Origin of the sequence: Synechococcus sp. RedBA-s (assembly GCF_024345495.1) — a bacterium.
Taxonomy (GTDB): Bacteria; Cyanobacteriota; Cyanobacteriia; order PCC-6307; family Cyanobiaceae; genus Regnicoccus_A.
Genome location: NZ_JAGQBF010000020.1, coordinates 1 through 16,310 on the forward strand (window position 1 = coordinate 1; position 16,310 = coordinate 16,310).

At 69.2% G+C, this 16,310-nt stretch carries 13 protein-coding genes; 6 read left to right on the plus strand and 7 right to left on the minus strand.

Annotated elements, in window-relative coordinates; translation table 11 throughout:
* Positions 1 to 16: 16 nt before the first annotated feature.
* On the minus strand, positions 17 to 1,837 hold the full coding sequence (locus KBY67_RS09535; protein WP_255110795.1) for a phosphodiester glycosidase family protein: 1,821 nt from the start codon (positions 1,835 to 1,837) through the stop codon (positions 17 to 19).
* Between the two features lie 162 nt (positions 1,838 to 1,999).
* Between KBY67_RS09535 and gltB the strand changes: the two genes are divergently transcribed.
* On the plus strand, positions 2,000 to 6,598 hold the full coding sequence (gltB, locus tag KBY67_RS09540; protein ID WP_255110796.1) for a glutamate synthase large subunit: 4,599 nt from the start codon (positions 2,000 to 2,002) through the stop codon (positions 6,596 to 6,598).
* Positions 6,599 to 6,608: 10 nt separating this feature from the next.
* On the opposite strand, the gene bchM is transcribed toward gltB, so the two are convergent.
* Positions 6,609 to 7,328: a magnesium protoporphyrin IX methyltransferase gene (bchM, locus tag KBY67_RS09545; RefSeq protein WP_255110797.1), complete on the minus strand. Its 720-nt coding sequence runs from the start codon at positions 7,326 to 7,328 to the stop codon at positions 6,609 to 6,611.
* 27 nt (positions 7,329 to 7,355) lie between these two features.
* On the minus strand, positions 7,356 to 8,531 hold the full coding sequence (locus KBY67_RS09550; protein WP_255110798.1) for an N-acetylglucosamine-6-phosphate deacetylase: 1,176 nt from the start codon (positions 8,529 to 8,531) through the stop codon (positions 7,356 to 7,358).
* Positions 8,532 to 8,649: 118 nt separating this feature from the next.
* Between KBY67_RS09550 and purE the strand changes: the two genes are divergently transcribed.
* Genes purE through KBY67_RS09565 form a run of 3 tightly spaced genes read left to right on the plus strand, consistent with a single transcriptional unit; the run spans position 8,650 to position 11,870 of the window.
* The gene (purE, locus tag KBY67_RS09555; protein WP_255110843.1) at positions 8,650 to 9,147 is read left to right on the plus strand and encodes a 5-(carboxyamino)imidazole ribonucleotide mutase; all 498 of its coding nucleotides are present in this window, start codon (positions 8,650 to 8,652) and stop codon (positions 9,145 to 9,147) included.
* Positions 9,148 to 9,150: 3 nt separating this feature from the next.
* A complete protein-coding gene (locus KBY67_RS09560) occupies positions 9,151 to 10,734 on the plus strand; it encodes a hypothetical protein (RefSeq protein WP_255110799.1) in 1,584 nt (527 codons plus the stop codon).
* Complete coding sequence (locus tag KBY67_RS09565; protein WP_255110800.1) at positions 10,731 to 11,870, plus strand: AI-2E family transporter; 1,140 nt, start codon at positions 10,731 to 10,733, stop codon at positions 11,868 to 11,870. The genes KBY67_RS09560 and KBY67_RS09565 overlap by 4 nt, the downstream gene beginning before the upstream one ends.
* On the opposite strand, the gene cysC is transcribed toward KBY67_RS09565, so the two are convergent.
* A complete protein-coding gene (gene cysC, locus KBY67_RS09570) occupies positions 11,830 to 12,468 on the minus strand; it encodes an adenylyl-sulfate kinase (protein ID WP_255110801.1) in 639 nt (212 codons plus the stop codon). The genes KBY67_RS09565 and cysC overlap by 41 nt on opposite strands.
* 86 nt (positions 12,469 to 12,554) lie before the next feature.
* The gene (locus KBY67_RS09575; RefSeq protein ID WP_255110844.1) at positions 12,555 to 12,881 is read right to left on the minus strand and encodes a translation initiation factor; all 327 of its coding nucleotides are present in this window, start codon (positions 12,879 to 12,881) and stop codon (positions 12,555 to 12,557) included.
* 47 nt (positions 12,882 to 12,928) lie between these two features.
* On the opposite strand from KBY67_RS09575, the gene KBY67_RS09580 reads away from it, so the two are divergent.
* Complete coding sequence (locus KBY67_RS09580) at positions 12,929 to 13,150, plus strand: hypothetical protein (RefSeq protein ID WP_255110802.1); 222 nt, start codon at positions 12,929 to 12,931, stop codon at positions 13,148 to 13,150.
* A gap of 26 nt (positions 13,151 to 13,176) precedes the next feature.
* A complete protein-coding gene (gene trpB, locus KBY67_RS09585) occupies positions 13,177 to 14,457 on the plus strand; it encodes a tryptophan synthase subunit beta (protein ID WP_255110803.1) in 1,281 nt (426 codons plus the stop codon).
* A 22-nt stretch (positions 14,458 to 14,479) separates the two neighbouring features.
* Here the strand turns inward: trpB and KBY67_RS09590 are convergent, their stop codons facing one another.
* Together KBY67_RS09590 and KBY67_RS09595 are read right to left on the minus strand one after the other, a co-directional pair.
* A complete protein-coding gene (locus KBY67_RS09590) occupies positions 14,480 to 15,295 on the minus strand; it encodes a 20S proteasome subunit A/B (RefSeq protein ID WP_255110804.1) in 816 nt (271 codons plus the stop codon).
* 12 nt (positions 15,296 to 15,307) lie between these two features.
* Positions 15,308 to 16,309, minus strand: coding sequence for a heat-inducible transcriptional repressor HrcA (locus KBY67_RS09595; RefSeq protein WP_255110805.1), 1,002 nt, complete (start codon positions 16,307 to 16,309; stop codon positions 15,308 to 15,310).
* Position 16,310 lies beyond the last annotated feature (1 nt).

Genomic DNA, 16,310 nt, shown 5'->3' on the forward strand with positions numbered 1-16,310 from the left:
GAGCGGGCGGGGGGGCTCAGCCGCCGTCCCTCTCGCCAACCTGGGCCCGCCCGCTCTGGGGCACCAGGCCGAGACCGTTATGGATCGAGGCGGCCACGCCCCGGCCCCGCACGGTCTGGGTGTTGCCCAGGAACAGACCGGTGGAGCTGCCGCCATCGAGGTTAAGGGCCTCTTGCAGGCCCAGCTGGCGCAGCAGGACCGCTGTTTCGCCCAGGGTGGGTCCGGCATGGTCCACCCCCTGCAGCGTCAGCAACCAGATTTGACGGCCATCGCTGCCGATCACCGTGCGCGGGGCCCCTTGCCCCTGGAAGGCGCTGCTGAACCCTTCGGCCGTGCCGTTGAGCACCACCTGACCCCCCAGCAGCAGCAGGGGGCCGCCCCCCATCACGAAGGCCTGCTGACCGAGCGGATCGCTGGGTTGGCTGGCGAGGGTCAGCCGGCTGGCCTCGGGCCAGGGCGGACTCACGCCGGCCCGTCCCACCACCAGGGTGTCTTCGCGGCCCAGGGGAATGCCCCGCTGCAGCTGGGCGCCATCCAGCCGCTGCAGCACCACCCCAGCCCGGATCAGCACCCCCGATTCGTTGCCGCTCAGGGCCTGGTAGCTGCTCCCCCAGTCGGCGGTGTAGCGGGCCAGACCCCGCTGCACGTAGCCGCTGTTCAGGCTCGACAGCGGCCAGCGCTGACCCCGTTCATCGATCAGCTGCTCCTGCAGGGCCAGCCGACCGAAACTGGGCAGGCCTCCGGGCTGCCAGCCGATGGCGCCACGGTTGAGGATCGGCCCGGAGAGCCAGCGTCCTTCGGCCTTGAGGGCGCCCAGGGGCAGCCGTCGCACGCGGTTGAAAAAGCCGCCGTTGATGGCCACCAGGGCCTTGTCCCGCTGGGCCAGGGCCGTGAGCGAGGTGAGCCCCTGCATCCCGTCAGGACGGGTCAGCACCCTGAGTTCCAGCGGATTCTGCTGGGGATTGAATCGGACACTGTTGACCAGCATGCGCCGGGATCCCACGGGCAGCACCTGGCGATTGACGCTGACGCTGCGATTGAGCAGGGCCTGCAGGCGCGGGTCGAGCGGCGGGGCGGCCTGGGGTGTCGTTGGTGTCGCCCCGGTGCTGGCTCCCGCGGGGATGGCCAACACCACTCGGTCGGGCCCCCCGAGGGTCAACACCCTCCCGCCGCCGCTCGGACGCAGGAGCAGCCCTTCCCGGCTGGAGCTGACCGCCAGACCGAGGGCCTGCAGTTCAGAGCGCTGAGTGGCGGTGCTGAGCAGGCCCAGCAGGATCTGACCGGACTCCTGGCGCACCAAGGCCGCCCCACTGAGATCCAGCACCACCTGGCGATCGGGCCCCGGGGCTGAGGCCCGCACCCGAACAAGCCCGGGCAGGGGCAACTCCAGCAGCAGGCGGTCCCCATCGGTCTGAATGCGGACTCCGGCTGCCTGCAGCAGGGGGATGGCGTCCACGGCCACCTCATCGTCGAGGCTGCGCTGCCCGCTGGCGGGCACCTGCTGCTTTCGCCCGAACCACTCCAGATCCAGTCCTCCATCGACGCGGCTGCTGCTGGCCACCCCCAGCTGGCCCTGCAGCACCTCGAGGGGTAGCCAGAGCTGGGACGGGTTGCCGCCAACGGCTGGCATTCCTTGCCAGCGGGCGCTCTGCTCCCGGCCGTTGATCACGATCCGGCGGCCCTCCTGGAGTGGAGTCGCAGGGCTGCGGGCCAGCAGAATCCCGCGGGCGGCCCCAGGGAGAGCTGCTGCCCCAGGGAAGGGAGCGGCCGCTCGGGCCGGGGCCGAGGCAAAGCTGCCGTCGGCGGCTGGCAGCAGGGCCATCACCGCCAGGCTCATCAGTCCGGCTGGAAGGGATCGGCACGGGACCACGTCTGGACACTCATCCGTTGGTGATGAACGCTATCCCTGAACGCACGTCTCTAAGATCAAAATCCCCTTCCGCGCGGACGTCTCCTTGTTTGAGGCGTCCGCGGTCTACCGACAGGTTGTTGCCGGGCTATGCCACTTCTTCGCCGCTCTGTTTGGCCCCATTGTGACAGTCCGGCACCGACGGAAGTCGCTGGCGAAAAGGATGCCTGCGGGGTTGGTTTTCTCGCCCAGCTCAGTGGTGAGCCCAGCCATTGGCTGCTGGAGCAGGCCCTGCGCGGTCTGGACTGCATGGAGCACCGTGGCGGCTGCGGTGGCGATGGCGATTCCGGCGATGGCGCCGGTGTGCTCTGCGGCATTCCCTGGGGCTACCTGGGGGAGGTCTGGCCCGAATCCAGCCGGGCTGAGGAGGGTCGCCGGGGCCTGGCGATGGTTTTTCTGCCGGTCTCGGAGCCGAAGCGTCAGCAGGCCAAGGCGCTGTGTGAGCAGGCAGCGGCCCTGGTGGGTCTGCGCAGCCTCGGCTGGCGAGAGGTTCCCGTGGAGCCCTCCGTGCTCGGGCCCCTCGCCCTCAAGACCGTCCCACGCATTGAGCAATGGCTGGTGGAAGGCCCGGAGCCGGGCGATGCGCTCGAATCGCTGCTGTTCCGCTGCCGCCGCCGGGCCGTGGATCTGGTGCGGGCCACCCCGGGCGGCGATCCCAACGACCTTTACTTTTCCTCGTTCAGCGGCCGCACCGTTGTGTACAAGGGCATGGTGCGCTCCGAGGTGCTCGCGGCTTTCTATGCCGACCTGCGCGATCCGCGCTTTGCGGTGAGTTTCGCGGTCTACCACCGCCGCTTCAGCACCAACACCCTGCCCCGCTGGCCCCTGGCTCAGCCCATGCGGCTGCTGGGTCACAACGGCGAGATCAACACCCTGTTGGGGAACATCAACTGGGCCCAGGCGGCTGAATCTCACCTCGATGCGGTCTGGGGTGAGGCCTCCTCCGACCTCAAGCCGGTGGTCAATGCCGCCTTCAGCGATTCAGCCAACCTCGACGCCATGCTCGAGCTGATGGTGCGCAGCGGCCGGCCGATCACCGACAGCCTGCTCACCCTCGTGCCGGAAGCGTTCCGACAGCAGCCCGAGCTGGAGTCCCGTCCGGATGTCCAGGCCTTCTATGAATATTCCGCCTGCCTGCAGGAGCCCTGGGACGGCCCGGCCCTGCTGGTGTTCAGCGACGGCCGCAGCGTCGGTGCCACTCTCGATCGCAACGGTCTGCGTCCTGCCCGTTACTGCATCACCAGCGATGGCCTGGTGGTGATGGGTTCGGAAACCGGCGTGGTGGAGATCGACGAGAGCCGCATCGTCGAGAAGGGCCGCCTCGGCCCCGGCCAGATGCTGGCAGTGGATCTCGAGAATGGCCGCCTGCTGCAGAACTGGCAGGTGAAGGAGGAGGCGGCCTCCCGCTATCCCTACGCCGCCTGGCTGCAGGAACACCGCCGCTCGCTGGAGCCCCAGCCCTGGCGCACGGAGCAGCAGCTGGCGAATCTCGATCTGCTCCGTCACCAGACCGCCTTCGGCTTCACCGCCGAGGACCTGGACCTTGTGATCGAAGACATGGCCGGCCAGGGCAAGGAGCCCACCTACTGCATGGGTGACGACATCCCCCTGGCGGTGCTCTCCAGCAAGCCCCACCTCCTCTACGACTACTTCAAGCAGCGCTTCGCCCAGGTCACCAATCCCCCGATCGACCCCCTGCGCGAGGAGCTGGTGATGAGTCTGGAGATGCACCTGGGGCGGCGGGGGTCAGCCCTGCGGCCGGAGCCTTCGGCCGCCTCGGTGCTTCACCTCGCCACGCCCGTTCTCAACGAAGCCGATCTGGAGGCCCTGCCCCTGCAGGGACTGGCCACCACCACCCTGTCCACCCTCTATGGGCTGGATCAGGGTCCGGCTGGTCTGGAGGCCGCTGTGCAGCGCCTCTGTCAGGCGGCGGAGCAGGCCGTGGGCAACGGCAGCCAGATCCTGGTGCTCTCCGACCGAGTCGACGCTGGCCTCAGTGCCACCACCACCTTCATCCCGGCGCTGCTGGCGGTGGGCGCGGTGCACCAGCACCTGCTGCGGCTGGGGGTGCGCCTGCACTGCTCCCTGGTGATTGACACCGCCCAGTGCTGGAGCACTCACCATCTGGCCTGCCTGATCGGCTTCGGCGCCAGTGCCGTCTGCCCCTGGCTCACCTGGGAAACCACCCGCCACTGGTTGGCCCACCCCAAGACCCGCTCCCTGATGGAGCGCGGCAAGCTGCCAGCGATCGACTCCGCCCAGGCCCAGGCCAATGTGCGCAAGGCCCTGGAGGCGGGCCTGCGCAAGATCCTCTCCAAGATCGGCATCTCGCTGCTGGCCAGCTACCACGGGGCCCAGATCTTCGAGGCCATCGGCATCGGCGCCGATCTGATCGATCTGGCCTTCCGCGGCACCACCAGCCGGGTGGCGGGCCTCAGCCTGGCTGATCTCGCCAACGAAACCCTGGCGTTCCACGCCAAGGCCTTCCCCGAGCTCAACCGCACCAAGCTGGAGTTCATGGGCTTCGTGCAATACCGCTCCGGCGGTGAGTTCCACCTCAACAGCCCGGAGATGGCCAAGGCGCTGCATGCGGCGGTGGCCGCGGGTCCCGGCTACGACCATTTCGCCACCTATCGCACCCTGCTGGAGAACCGCCCGGTCACGGGCCTGCGCGACCTGCTGGAGCTGCGGCCCGCCCTCACCCCCCTGCCGATCGAGCAGGTGGAGAGCGTGGAGAGCATCTGCAGCCGCTTCTGCACCGGTGGCATGAGCCTGGGGGCCCTCTCCCGAGAGGCCCACGAGGTGCTGGCGGTGGCCATGAACCGCATCGGCGGCAAGAGCAACAGTGGTGAGGGAGGAGAGGATCCGGCCCGCTATCACCCCCTCACCGATGTGGATGAGGGCGGTCACTCCGCCACCCTGCCTAGCCTCCGCGGCCTAGTGCCCGGCGACAGCGCCTGCTCAGCCATCAAGCAGGTGGCCTCGGGGCGTTTCGGCGTGACGCCGGAGTACCTGCGCAGCGGCAAGCAGCTGGAGATCAAGGTGGCCCAGGGGGCCAAACCCGGCGAAGGGGGCCAGCTGCCCGGTCCCAAGGTGGATGCCTACATCGGCTGGCTGCGCAACAGCAAACCCGGCGTGGCACTGATCTCACCGCCGCCCCACCACGACATCTATTCCATTGAGGATCTGGCCCAGCTGATCCACGACCTGCACCAGGTGCATCCGGCTGCCAAGGTGTCGGTGAAGCTGGTGGCCGAAATCGGCATCGGCACGATCGCCGCCGGCGTGGCCAAGGCCAACGCTGATGTGATTCAGATCTCCGGCCACGACGGCGGCACCGGTGCATCGCCCCTGAGCTCGATCAAGCATGCCGGCAGTCCCTGGGAGCTGGGCCTTTCCGAGGTGCATCGCAGCCTGCTGACGAACGGCCTGCGTGAGCGGGTGCTCCTGCGGGCCGATGGTGGCCTCAAGACCGGCTGGGATGTGCTGATGGCGGCTCTGCTCGGGGCCGAGGAATACGGATTCGGCTCGGTGGCCATGATCGCCGAGGGCTGCATCATGGCGCGCGTCTGCCACACCAACAATTGCCCGGTGGGGGTGGCCACCCAGAAGGAGGCCCTGCGCAAGCGCTTCACCGGCCTGCCGGAGCACGTGGTCAATTTCTTCCACTACGTGGCTGAGGAAGTGCGCCAGTTGCTGAGTGTGCTCGGGGTGGCCCGGCTGGAGGATCTGATCGGACGGGTGGAGCTGCTGCACCCCCGCCAGGTGGCCCTGGCCAAGACCAGCGCCCTTGATCTCACCTGCCTGCTGGCCCCGCTGCCTGGCTCCGACGACCGCAGCTGGCTGCGCCATGACAGCCAGGCCCATGGCAATGGCGCCATTCTCGAGGATCAGCTCCTGGCAGATCCCGAGCTGGTGGCGGCCATTGAGCAGCACGGGCAGGTGGCCCGCCGTCTGGCGATCGTCAACACCGACCGCAGTGTCGGGGCACGCCTGGCTGGTGAGCTGGCGGCCCGCCACGGCAACAAGGGGTTCCAGGGCCTGCTCGATCTCTGCTTCGAAGGTGCCGCCGGCCAGAGCTTCGGCGCCTTCAACTTGCAGGGCATGGACCTGCGCCTGGAGGGGGATGCCAACGACTACGTCGGCAAGGGCATCAACGGTGGCCGCATCACGGTTGTGCCATCGGCGGCAACCCGGGATCCCGGCAATCAGGTGATCCTGGGTAACACCTGCCTCTACGGCGCCACTGGTGGCGAGCTGTTCGCTCTCGGCCGGGCCGGTGAGCGCTTCGCTGTGCGCAACAGCGGCGCTCGCACTGTGATTGAAGGCTGCGGCGACCACTGCTGTGAGTACATGACCGGCGGCGTGGTGGTGGTGCTCGGCAGCACCGGCCGCAACGTGGCGGCGGGCATGACCGGCGGGGTGGCCTTCCTGCTGGATGAGCACGACGCGATGGCGGGGCTCCTCAATCCCGAGATCGTCTCGGTCCATGCCCTGGACACCCCCGAGCAGGAGCAGTTGATCAAACCGTTGCTGGAGGCCCACCTCGAGCGCACCGGCAGCCGCAAAGCCGCCGAGATCCTGGCGAACTGGCCCCAGTGGCGCCCCCGCTTCAAGGTGCTGGTGCCCCCCAGCGAGGTGGCCACGGTGGGGCTGCTGGAGCGGCAGAAACTGGCGATGGCCACCTGAGCGTGGCGGTTCAGCCGCGCTCGAATTCGATCAGGCGTGAAAAATAGAAGGGGGCCTGGTTGAGGTTGCGGCGCTTGGGCTGGAAGCCGGCGGCGGCGGCGGCGGCCACGATGCCGTCCTCCCGCAGGGTGTAGGCCCGGGTGGTCTTGCTGGGTCCGGGGAAGAGCTGGCCGATCGATTTGAGCAGGGCCAGCAGGGGGGTGTAGGGGGCAAAGCTCACGATCAGCCGCCGCTCGGCCAGCCCGCCCAGGTGGCGGACCATCTCCTCGGCCGCGGCCTGGGGGTAGTGGATGAACACGTCCAGGCAGACCACCGTGTCGTAACGGCCCTGGAGGCTCTCCAGGTCGGAGGCGCTGAACTGCACTCGATCAGCGGCAAGGCCGCTGGCCTCCAGGCGACGGCGGGCCTCCTCCACCATGGCTTCCGAGAGGTCGCTGGCGGCGATGTAGCCCGCTCCGAGCTGGGCCAGTGGCAGGCTGAGACTGCCCACGCCGCAGCCGGCATCGCAGAAACTGCGGCCAGGCAGATCGCCCTCCTCCTGCAGCCACTGCAGCACCTGATCCACCGTCTTCTGGTGCCCCAGACGGATGTTGCGCTGCACCTTGTTGACGTCGTCGCTGTCGCTGTAGATCCGCTTCCAGCGCTCGAATCCCGTGCTGTTGAAGTAGTCGCGCACTTCGGCCTTCTCAGCCAGCTTGGCGCCGGCGTCAGGCGCTGAAGAGGTGGCCATGGGGGCGCAGCAACGGGTGGGCGGATCCTAAAGAGCCGCTTCGGACGCGCGCCGCCAGCCCATCGCACCGTCTGCCCCCACGCGCCAGCGCAGGCTTTCGCTCAGGGGTCGTCCGAGCAGCAGCTGGGGCAGTGTTCGCCGCTCGCCGAGCACCCGCCGGGGCACGAGGGTGGCGGCAGCGATCGCCCGGCCCGGTTCACCGCTCCAGCGGGCCAGGCGCGTCGCCCCCTCCAGCAGGGGCAGGGTGACGCCCGCCAGGGTGCCGTCCTCCAGCCGACAGCTGCCGTCTTTCACCAGCAGCACCCGTTCATCCCAGCGGTGGCGGCCCTCCGTCAGGCCATAGGGACCGAGCGCGTCACTCACCAGCAGCACCTGCTCGGGGGCCAGCCGCTGCAGCAGCACCGCCATCGAGGGGGCCACATGCACCCCATCGGCGATCAGCCCGAGGGCCACATCGCCGCGCAGCAGCGCCGCCGCCACCGGACCGGGGGCCCGCCGGTGCAGGTCGGGCATGGCATTGAAGACATGGGTGAGCATGCCCACGCCCGCCGCGAAAGCCCGCTCGGCCTCCGCTTCCGTGGCGGCGCTGTGGCCCAGGCTCACCACGATGCCGCGCTGGCGCAGGGCGGCGATCACCGCATCGGCCCCCTCCAGTTCCGGGGCCAGGGTCACCAGGGCGATCTCCTGTTCATGGCCACTGATGCGCTCCTGCAGGGCCCCAGGGCTGGGGACCACCAGGTGGGCCGCTGGGTGGGCGCCGCGCCGCGCCGCGGCCAGGAAGGGACCCTCCAGATGGGCGCCCAGCAGCTGGCAGCGGCCGGGCCGGTGCTGGAGGCGGGCCTGCTGGAGTACGGCCAGGGCCTGGCGCAGGGGAGGCACGGCGCAGGTCACCAGCGTGGGGCAGATCGCCTCCACCCCATCGGCCCAGAGCAGCTCCAGCAACTCCAGCAGCCGCGGCAGGTCGGTGGACTCCAGTTCTGGGAAGGCCAGCCCCAGGCCTCCGTTGATCTGCAGATCAACGCCGGTGGGGCTGATCCAGTCGCCGTCCCAGTTGTCGCCGGCGGCGTGGCTGCCAGCATCGAGGGGTAGCACCCTCACGATCCGGCCGCTGTGATCGATCCCGAGGCGCCAGCGCCGCTCGGCGCCATGGCGGCATGCCGAGGCTTGGGGCAGACGGACGTTGCTGATCCAGCGCACGGTCATCGGCTCCTGGGCGAGCGGGCGGAGAGAATGCCATCCTCGCCGCACGGCCCCTGCCGCCCCTGCCTTGACCCTCGAACCCGACTCAGCCGCCGCTGTCGCTCCCCTGGTGGCGGTGGTGATGGGCAGCGATTCCGACCTGCCGACGATGCAGCCGGCGGTGCAAGTGCTCGAGGATTTCGGTGTGGCGGTGGAGGTGCGGGTGCTCTCAGCCCACCGCACTCCGCTGGAGATGGTGGCCTTCGCTGAAGCGGCCGCCGGCCGCGGGCTCAAGGTGATCGTGGCGGGGGCCGGCGGCGCCGCCCACCTGCCGGGGATGGTGGCGGCGCTCACCACCCTGCCGGTGATCGGTGTGCCGGTGCAGAGCCGAGCCCTCTCGGGGGTGGATTCGCTCCATTCGATCGTGCAGATGCCGGCCGGGATCCCGGTGGCCACGGTGGCGATCGGCAACGGCACCAACGCCGGGTTGTTGGCGGTGCAGATCCTGGCCACAGCGGATCCGGCCCTGGCCGAGGCGATCAGTCGGTACCGCCTCCGGCTCCATGACCAGGTCTGCGCCAAGGACGCCCGCCTGCTTGAGCTGGGCAGCACGGCCTATCTGGCCGCCATGGAGGCCTGAGGGATGGCGGACCCGAGCCTGGCAACACCTTCACAGGCACTGCGGCGACCGCCGGCGGCCCCCTGGATCTGGTGGCTGTTGTTGTTCCTGGCGGGTGTCTTCAGCCGCTGGCTTACCCGCACCGAGCTGGTGCAGGCCTGGGATGCGGGCAATTTCGTGTTGGCGCTCACCGACTTCGACCTGGATCGCCATCAGCCCCACCTGCCCGGTTGCTTCTGGTGGCTGATCAGTCTCGGGCGCCTCAGCCTGCCGCTCACCGGCGGCAACGGGGTGGCGGCACTGGAGCTGGTGAATGCCCTGGTGTCGGCGGCGGCGCTGCCCTTCGGCTGGATTCTGGCCCGGCGCTGGGGGGGGCAGCGGGCAGCCTGGTGGATGGTGGTGCTGCTGTTCAGCAGCCCCCTGCTCTGGTTCTATGCCAGCCAACCGCTCAGCTACGGCACCGAGCTGGGCTGGGTCATGGCGATCGCCTGCTGTGCCTGGTTCGTGGCCGAAGGGGACCCGCGCTTCCTGCCGCCGCTGGCGCTGCTGATGGCCACCGCCGGTGGCATCCGCCCGAACACCCCCATCTTTCTCTTCCCCCTGGTGCTGGTCTGCTGCCTCAGGGGCTGGCGTCGGGGCCTGCAGGCCTGGCGGCTGCTGCTGGCTGTGGCCCTCGGTCTCGGGGTCCTGGCGTGGTGGGGCCAGGCCTTCCTCGAGGAGGCGGGTGGGCTGGAGGCGTTCTGGTCGCAGTTGATGGCCTGGAAGGGGGACCATTCCCAGCAGGCCGCCGACCGTGGGCTGCTCGGCAACGGTTGGTTGCTGATCCGCACGTTGGCGCTCACGGCACCCGCTGGGCTGGGCCTGGCCCTGGGCACCAGCTGGGCTGGGCCCGCCGCCAAGTCCCCAGGACCGCTGCCGCGGCTGGAGCGGCTCTGGCGGTGCTGGTTCATCGCCCTCTGGGCGCTCCCCTCGGTGTTCTATCTGCTGGTGGTGCACTTCACCCGCATGGGCCATGCCACCACCATTCTTCCGGCCCTGGTGTTGCTGTTGGCTGCCCGTCTGGCGGAGAGGGCCGACGGTGGCGGGGCGCTGCGCTGGCCCCGGCCGCTGCTGCTGGTGCTGGCCCTCCAATGCGCCCTTTTTCTGCTGGTGCCCGGTGATCGCTTCCTGGAGAATCTGCGCTCCTACGATCACGACTGGGGCCTGGCGATCCGCGCGGTGAAGCGCTTCGATCCAGCTACCACCCTGGTGGTGGTGACCGGCCGCTCCAACCGCCGTGCCTACCGCCTGCCCTCGGTGCATCTCCCCGCCTACGACCACGGTGAGGCGGATCTGGTGCTCGACCAACGGGACGAGAGCATTGAGGTGCTCCCACCGCTGCAGCGGGTGCTGCTGCTCGATCGCGGGCTCTCGGTGCAGCCTGGCGATGTGCCGGGCGGACGGTTCGAGGCTCTGATCCCCGGGCGGCTGCAGCTGATCGAGGTGGCGGTGCCCGCCTCCGGCCTGGAGGTGTTCCGCCGGCAGGTGAAGCCCCTGCGCCCGACCCAGCCGGCCCCCTCTGAGTCAGCCCCGCCTGAGTTGGCCCCGGAGGTGGCTCCCTCACCATGATCCGGCCGGCCCCGTTCACCGCCTGGCAGCGGCTGGGCCTGGCCCTGCCCCTGCTGGTGCTCAATTTCTGGGTGCTGCGTCAGCTGTTGCTGCCGCTGGCACCTTTTCCGGCGCTGTTTCTCACCGCGGCGCTGATTGCTTTTCTGCTGGATCTGCCCAGCCGCTGGCTGACGGGTCGCGGCCTGCCGCGACCCCTGGCCCTGGTGCTGGTGCTGGGCCTGGGGCTTCTGGTGCTGGTGCTGGTGGCCCTCTGGATCATTCCCCTGCTGGTGGAGCAGCTGGCAGATCTGCTCACGGCTCTGCCGGGCTGGTTTACCCAGGCGGAAACCCTGCTCAACCAGGCCCAGGCCTGGGCCGTGGAGCATGGCCTGCCGGCAGATTTCGGTGACCTCAGCAGTGACCTGCTGACCCGCTCCACCCAATTCGCCTCGCAGCTGAGCCAGAAGCTCTTGGCACTCCTCGGTGCCACCCTCACCCTGACGATCAACAGCGTGATCGTGATCGTGCTGGCCATCTTTCTGTTGCTGGGCGGCGAGTCGATCAGCCGCGGCCTGGCCCGCTGGTTGCCCGCCAGCTGGCGGGAGATGGTGCTGGGCACCGTGAACCGCACCTTTCGTGGTTACTTCGGCGGCCAGGTGATCCTGGCGCTGATCCTCAGCGCGGCCCAGATCGTGGTCTTCACCCTGCTGGGGATTCCCTATGGCGTGCTCTTTGCCGTGGCGATCGGCTTCACCACCTTGATCCCCTATGCCAGCGCCTTCACCATCGTGCTGGTGAGCCTGCTGCTGGCACTGGAGGATCCCAGCACCGGCCTGGAGGTGCTGGCGGTGGCGATCGCCGTGGGCCAGGTGGTCGACCAGGGGATCCAGCCCCGCTTGATGGGCAAGATCGTGGGACTCCAGCCGGCCTGGCTGCTGCTCAGCCTGCCGGTCGGGGCCAGGATCGGCAGCCTGCTCGGCCTGGGCGACCTGCTCGGTCTGCTGCTGGCGGTTCCGGTGGCCAGCTGTCTCAAGGCGTTCCTCGATGAGGTGGCCCGTCGCCTGGGGCTGCCGGAGCCGGATCTGCTGCTGAACCGGCCGGCCACAGCACCGGGCCTCAGCCCGCCGCGATCAACCCCTGGCCCTCCAGGTAACTGATCACCTCGGCCACGTTGTCCTGGAGCCTGCCGCCGGTGTCGATGCGCAGCTCAGGCGACTCCGGCGCTTCGTAGGGGCTGGAGATGCCGGTGAACTCCTTGATCTCGCCGGCGCGGGCCTTGGCGTAGAGCCCCTTGGGATCGCGCTGCTCACAGACCGCCAGCTCAGCGGCACAGTGGATCTCGATGAAATCATCGCTCTCCACCAGGGCCCGGGCCCGATCGCGGTCGGCGCGGAAGGGCGAAACGAAGGCGGTGAGGGTGATCACACCGGCGTCGAGGAAGAGCTTGGCCACCTCGCCGATGCGGCGGATGTTCTCTTCGCGGTCGGCATCGGAGAAGCCCAGATCGCAGCAGAGACCATGGCGCACGTTGTCTCCATCGAGCAGGTAAGTGGCCAGCCCCCGCTGGAACAGCTCCACATTGACGGCGTTGGCCAGGGTGCTCTTGCCGGCGCCCGAGAGCCCCGTGAACCAAAGGATGGCGCTGCGGTGGCCCCGCTGGCTGGCGCGGGAGTCGCGGTCCACCGCGGCCTCATGCCAGACGATGTTGGTGGCTTTGCTGTTGGAGGCTTTGCTGTCGGTGGGGGAGCTGGTCATCGACGGCGTGGGTGGGGGGAAGTGCGCTGGGGCGATCGTCTCACCTTTGCGCCACCCCTGGCGATAGGCCGTGACGCCGCAGCTGCTCAGCCCCCCGCCTGCTTGGGTCGGAAGCCTTCAGCCGTGAGCGTCTCCAGGCAGGTGCTCAGCTGATCCCCCTGCAGTTCGATCACGCCGTCCTTGAGGGTGCCACCACTACCGGCTGTGGCTTTGAGCCGTTTCAGCAGGACCCGGGCGTCGCTGTCGCTGATCTCCAGGCCGGTGATGGCCGTCACGGTCTTGCCGCCCTTGCCCGCCTTCGTGCGCTGCACCCGCACCCGTTGCTGCGCTCGGGCCGGGGCCGCCGCCCCCGCAGCCTCGGGCCGGGCGGTGCTCACCGCTGCGCTGAATTCCTGCCAGCCTCCCTTGCCCATGGCGCCCATTGCCGCTACGCCTTCCATCACAGCGCACCCCTGAGCTTTTGGATCTGCCGCCCGTTCGCTTCGAGATGCTGCGCCTGAACCTGAACCCCAGCCCGGCGGCGCCGGCCTGCATCCCGGCGCCAGGGTCGGATGCCCAGGTCCTGAGTTTTTCGATGGTGGAGGCGCCCCCCTGCCGCGATCCCTCTGCGCGGCTGGCCGTTGATGAGCCCCCGGGCTGGACCCTGCCGCCGCCACCGGTGCCGCCGCGGCCCACTTCCTAGGCTGGAGTCACCCCGATCGATCGCCGGTGACGAGCACCCTTCCCCCGATCCCCCAGGATTCCGCTGCCCTCGCCGGTGCCGCTGCCCTGGAGGAGGGGGCCCGCCCCAACGCGCAGGGCCGCTTCGGGCGCTATGGCGGCCAGTATGTGCCTGAAACCCTGATGCCGGCCCTGGCGGAGCTGGAGCAGGCGGCGGCGGAGGCCTGGGCTGATTCCGCCTTCACCAGCCGGCTTGATCACCTGCTCAAGACCTATGTGGGCCGCCCTTCGCCGCTCTACGAAGCCGAGCGGCTCAGTGCCCACTACCGGCGCCCCGAAGGCGGTCCCCGCATCTGGCTGAAGCGCGAAGACCTCAACCACACCGGTGCCCACAAGATCAACAACGCCCTGGGTCAGGCGCTGCTGGCCCTGCGCATGGGCAAGAAACGGATCATTGCCGAAACCGGCGCCGGCCAGCACGGGGTGGCCACCGCCACCGTCTGTGCCCGCTTCGGCCTGGAGTGCGTGGTTTACATGGGCGCTGAGGACATGCGCCGCCAGGCCCTGAATGTGTTCCGGATGCGGCTGCTGGGCGCCACGGTGGAACCGGTCACGGCCGGCACCGCCACCCTCAAGGATGCCACCAGCGAAGCCATCCGCGACTGGGTGACCAACGTCGAGAGCACCCACTACATCCTGGGGTCAGTGGCTGGACCCCACCCCTACCCGATGCTGGTGCGCGATTTTCACGCGGTGATCGGCGAGGAAACCAAGGTCCAGTGTCAGGCCGCCTTCGGCCGGCTGCCCGATGTGCTGCTGGCTTGCGTGGGCGGTGGCTCCAACGCCATGGGCCTCTTCCACCCCTTCGTCACCGACACCTCCGTGCGCCTGATCGGCGTGGAGGCCGCCGGTGATGGCGTGGCCACGGGCCGCCATGCCGCCACGATCACCGAAGGCAGGGTGGGGGTGCTGCACGGGGCCATGAGCCTCTTGCTCCAGGACGAGCAGGGTCAGGTGCAGGAGGCCCACTCCATCAGCGCCGGTCTCGATTACCCCGGCGTCGGCCCGGAGCACAGCTATTTGCAGGAGCTGGGCCGCGCCGAGTACGCCGCCGTCACCGACCAGGAGGCCCTCGATGCGCTGCAACGGGTGAGTCTGCTAGAAGGCATCATTCCAGCCCTGGAAACGGCCCACGCCTTCGCCTGGCTGGAACAGCTCTGTCCCACCCTGGCGCCGGGCACCGAGCTGGTGATCAACCTCTCCGGCCGCGGCGACAAGGATGTGACCACGGTGGCCGAGCGGCTGGGGGATCAACTGGCCGGTGGCTGATCTGCTGATCTGATCCCTAGCCTCAGGCCCCGGGGGGCTGGGGCTGCTCCCAGGGGAAGCGGGGCAGCTTCTCCATGGCCTGGCGCTGGGTTTCGATCCAGATCCTGTTGATCTCGGAGATTTCCTTGGCACCCCGCTCCAGCTTCTGGTAATTGGCCACCGCCAGGCTGTCGCGGGGGTAGAGCGCCACCTCGAAGGGGGGGCCCACGGTGAGGTTGGAGCGGCGGGTGATCACCTGCGACACCAGGCAGAGCCGGGCGGCATCCTCCAGCGACATCCGGCAGTGCCCCACCGAATCAAGCGGGGGCTTGCCGTACTTGCTCTCGCCGATCTGCAGGAAGGGTGTCTCCGGCGTGGCCATGATCGCGTTGCCCTGGGGGTAGATCAGGTACAGACCATGGGGCTGGCCGGCGATCTGGCCGCCGAGGATGAAGCTGGCCTCACCGCTGGCACCCACCTGGTGCAGTGCCGAGTGGTTCTCGTTCTGCACTTCCACACTCAGCCGGCCGATGTAAGCGGCCACCTCGAACAGGTAGCTGGCGCTGAGCAGATCGTGCTGCCTGGAGGGCCCGCCGGAACCCCCCTGGCCCATCAACGGCAATCCCGCCAGGGGCGGCCCCTCACGCCGGGCCTGGTTCAGGTCGCGCTTGATGTGGTTGATCACCGCCTGGGTGGTGGCCAGGTTGCCGGCGGCCAGCAGCATGAACAGCCGATCGGGTGCCGGCTCGAAGGTGTGCAGCTTCCGGTACGACGAGATGTAGTCGACACCGGCGTTGGTGCGGGAGTCGGAGGCCATCACCAGGCCGTCTTCCAACCAGAACCCGACGCAATAGGTCATCCCCTTGGGGCCTCAGCTGAGCAGACGCTGCAGGCTAGAGGCCACCGAACGTACCGCTGAGAGGGCCGTGGCGTAGGCCATGCGCATGGGGCCCAGCAACGCCACCTGGCCTTCACTGCCGTCGCCGCTCCGGTAGGTGGCCCGCACTAGCGCGCAATGGTGCAGGGCGGGGTGGGGATGCTCCGCACCGATCCAGATGCCCTCCAGCTGCTGTTCTCTGTCCGGGCGCAGCAGGCGCAGAGGCTCCTCCTCCACCAGCTGCAGCAGGGGCCTGAGATCGGCACTGCGGCTGAATTCGGGCTGCCCCAGCAGTCCGCCCAGACCCACCACCACGGCACTGTCGCCCTCACTGATCCGGGCCTGACGGTGGCTGCGCAGGGCCTGGCGCAGCACGCCGCCGCTGTTGCGCAGCTGGGAGGGGAGGTTCTCCCAGCGGATCTGGCCCCCGGGAGGGCGATCCAGCTCCGACTGCAGCCACCCCTCCAGGGCCGGCAGCTCCGGGCTGACCCCAGGGGGCAGGTGCAGGTTGAGGCTGCTGGCCACCAGCGCGTTCTCCACCAGCAGCACCAGCAGTCGCTCAGCGTTGGCCACCAGCCGAAGGGATTGCAGCCGTGATTCAGCCAGCTGCGGTGGGGTGATCAGGCTCATCAGCCCGGTGAGATCGGCCAGGCGCCGCGCCAGGTGCAGCAACAGATCATCGAGGGCAGCCCACTGCAGGCTCAGGCCCAGCAATTCCCGCTGCAGTTGCACGGCCCCGGCACCGGGAGCTGGTAACAGCTCATTCACGTAGAGGCGGTAGCCCTTCTGGCTGGGGATGCGACCGGCCGAAGTGTGGGGCTGCAGCAACAGGCCCCGCTGCTCCAGGGCTCCCATGGTGGAGCGCACCGTGGCGGCGCTGGCGGCCAGGCCGAAGCGTCGGATCAGGGTGCGACTGCCCACGGGCTCCATCGTGTCGACGTAGTGATGCACCGTGGCCTGCAACACCTGCTGCTGGCGCTGGGGCAGGGCGATCAAA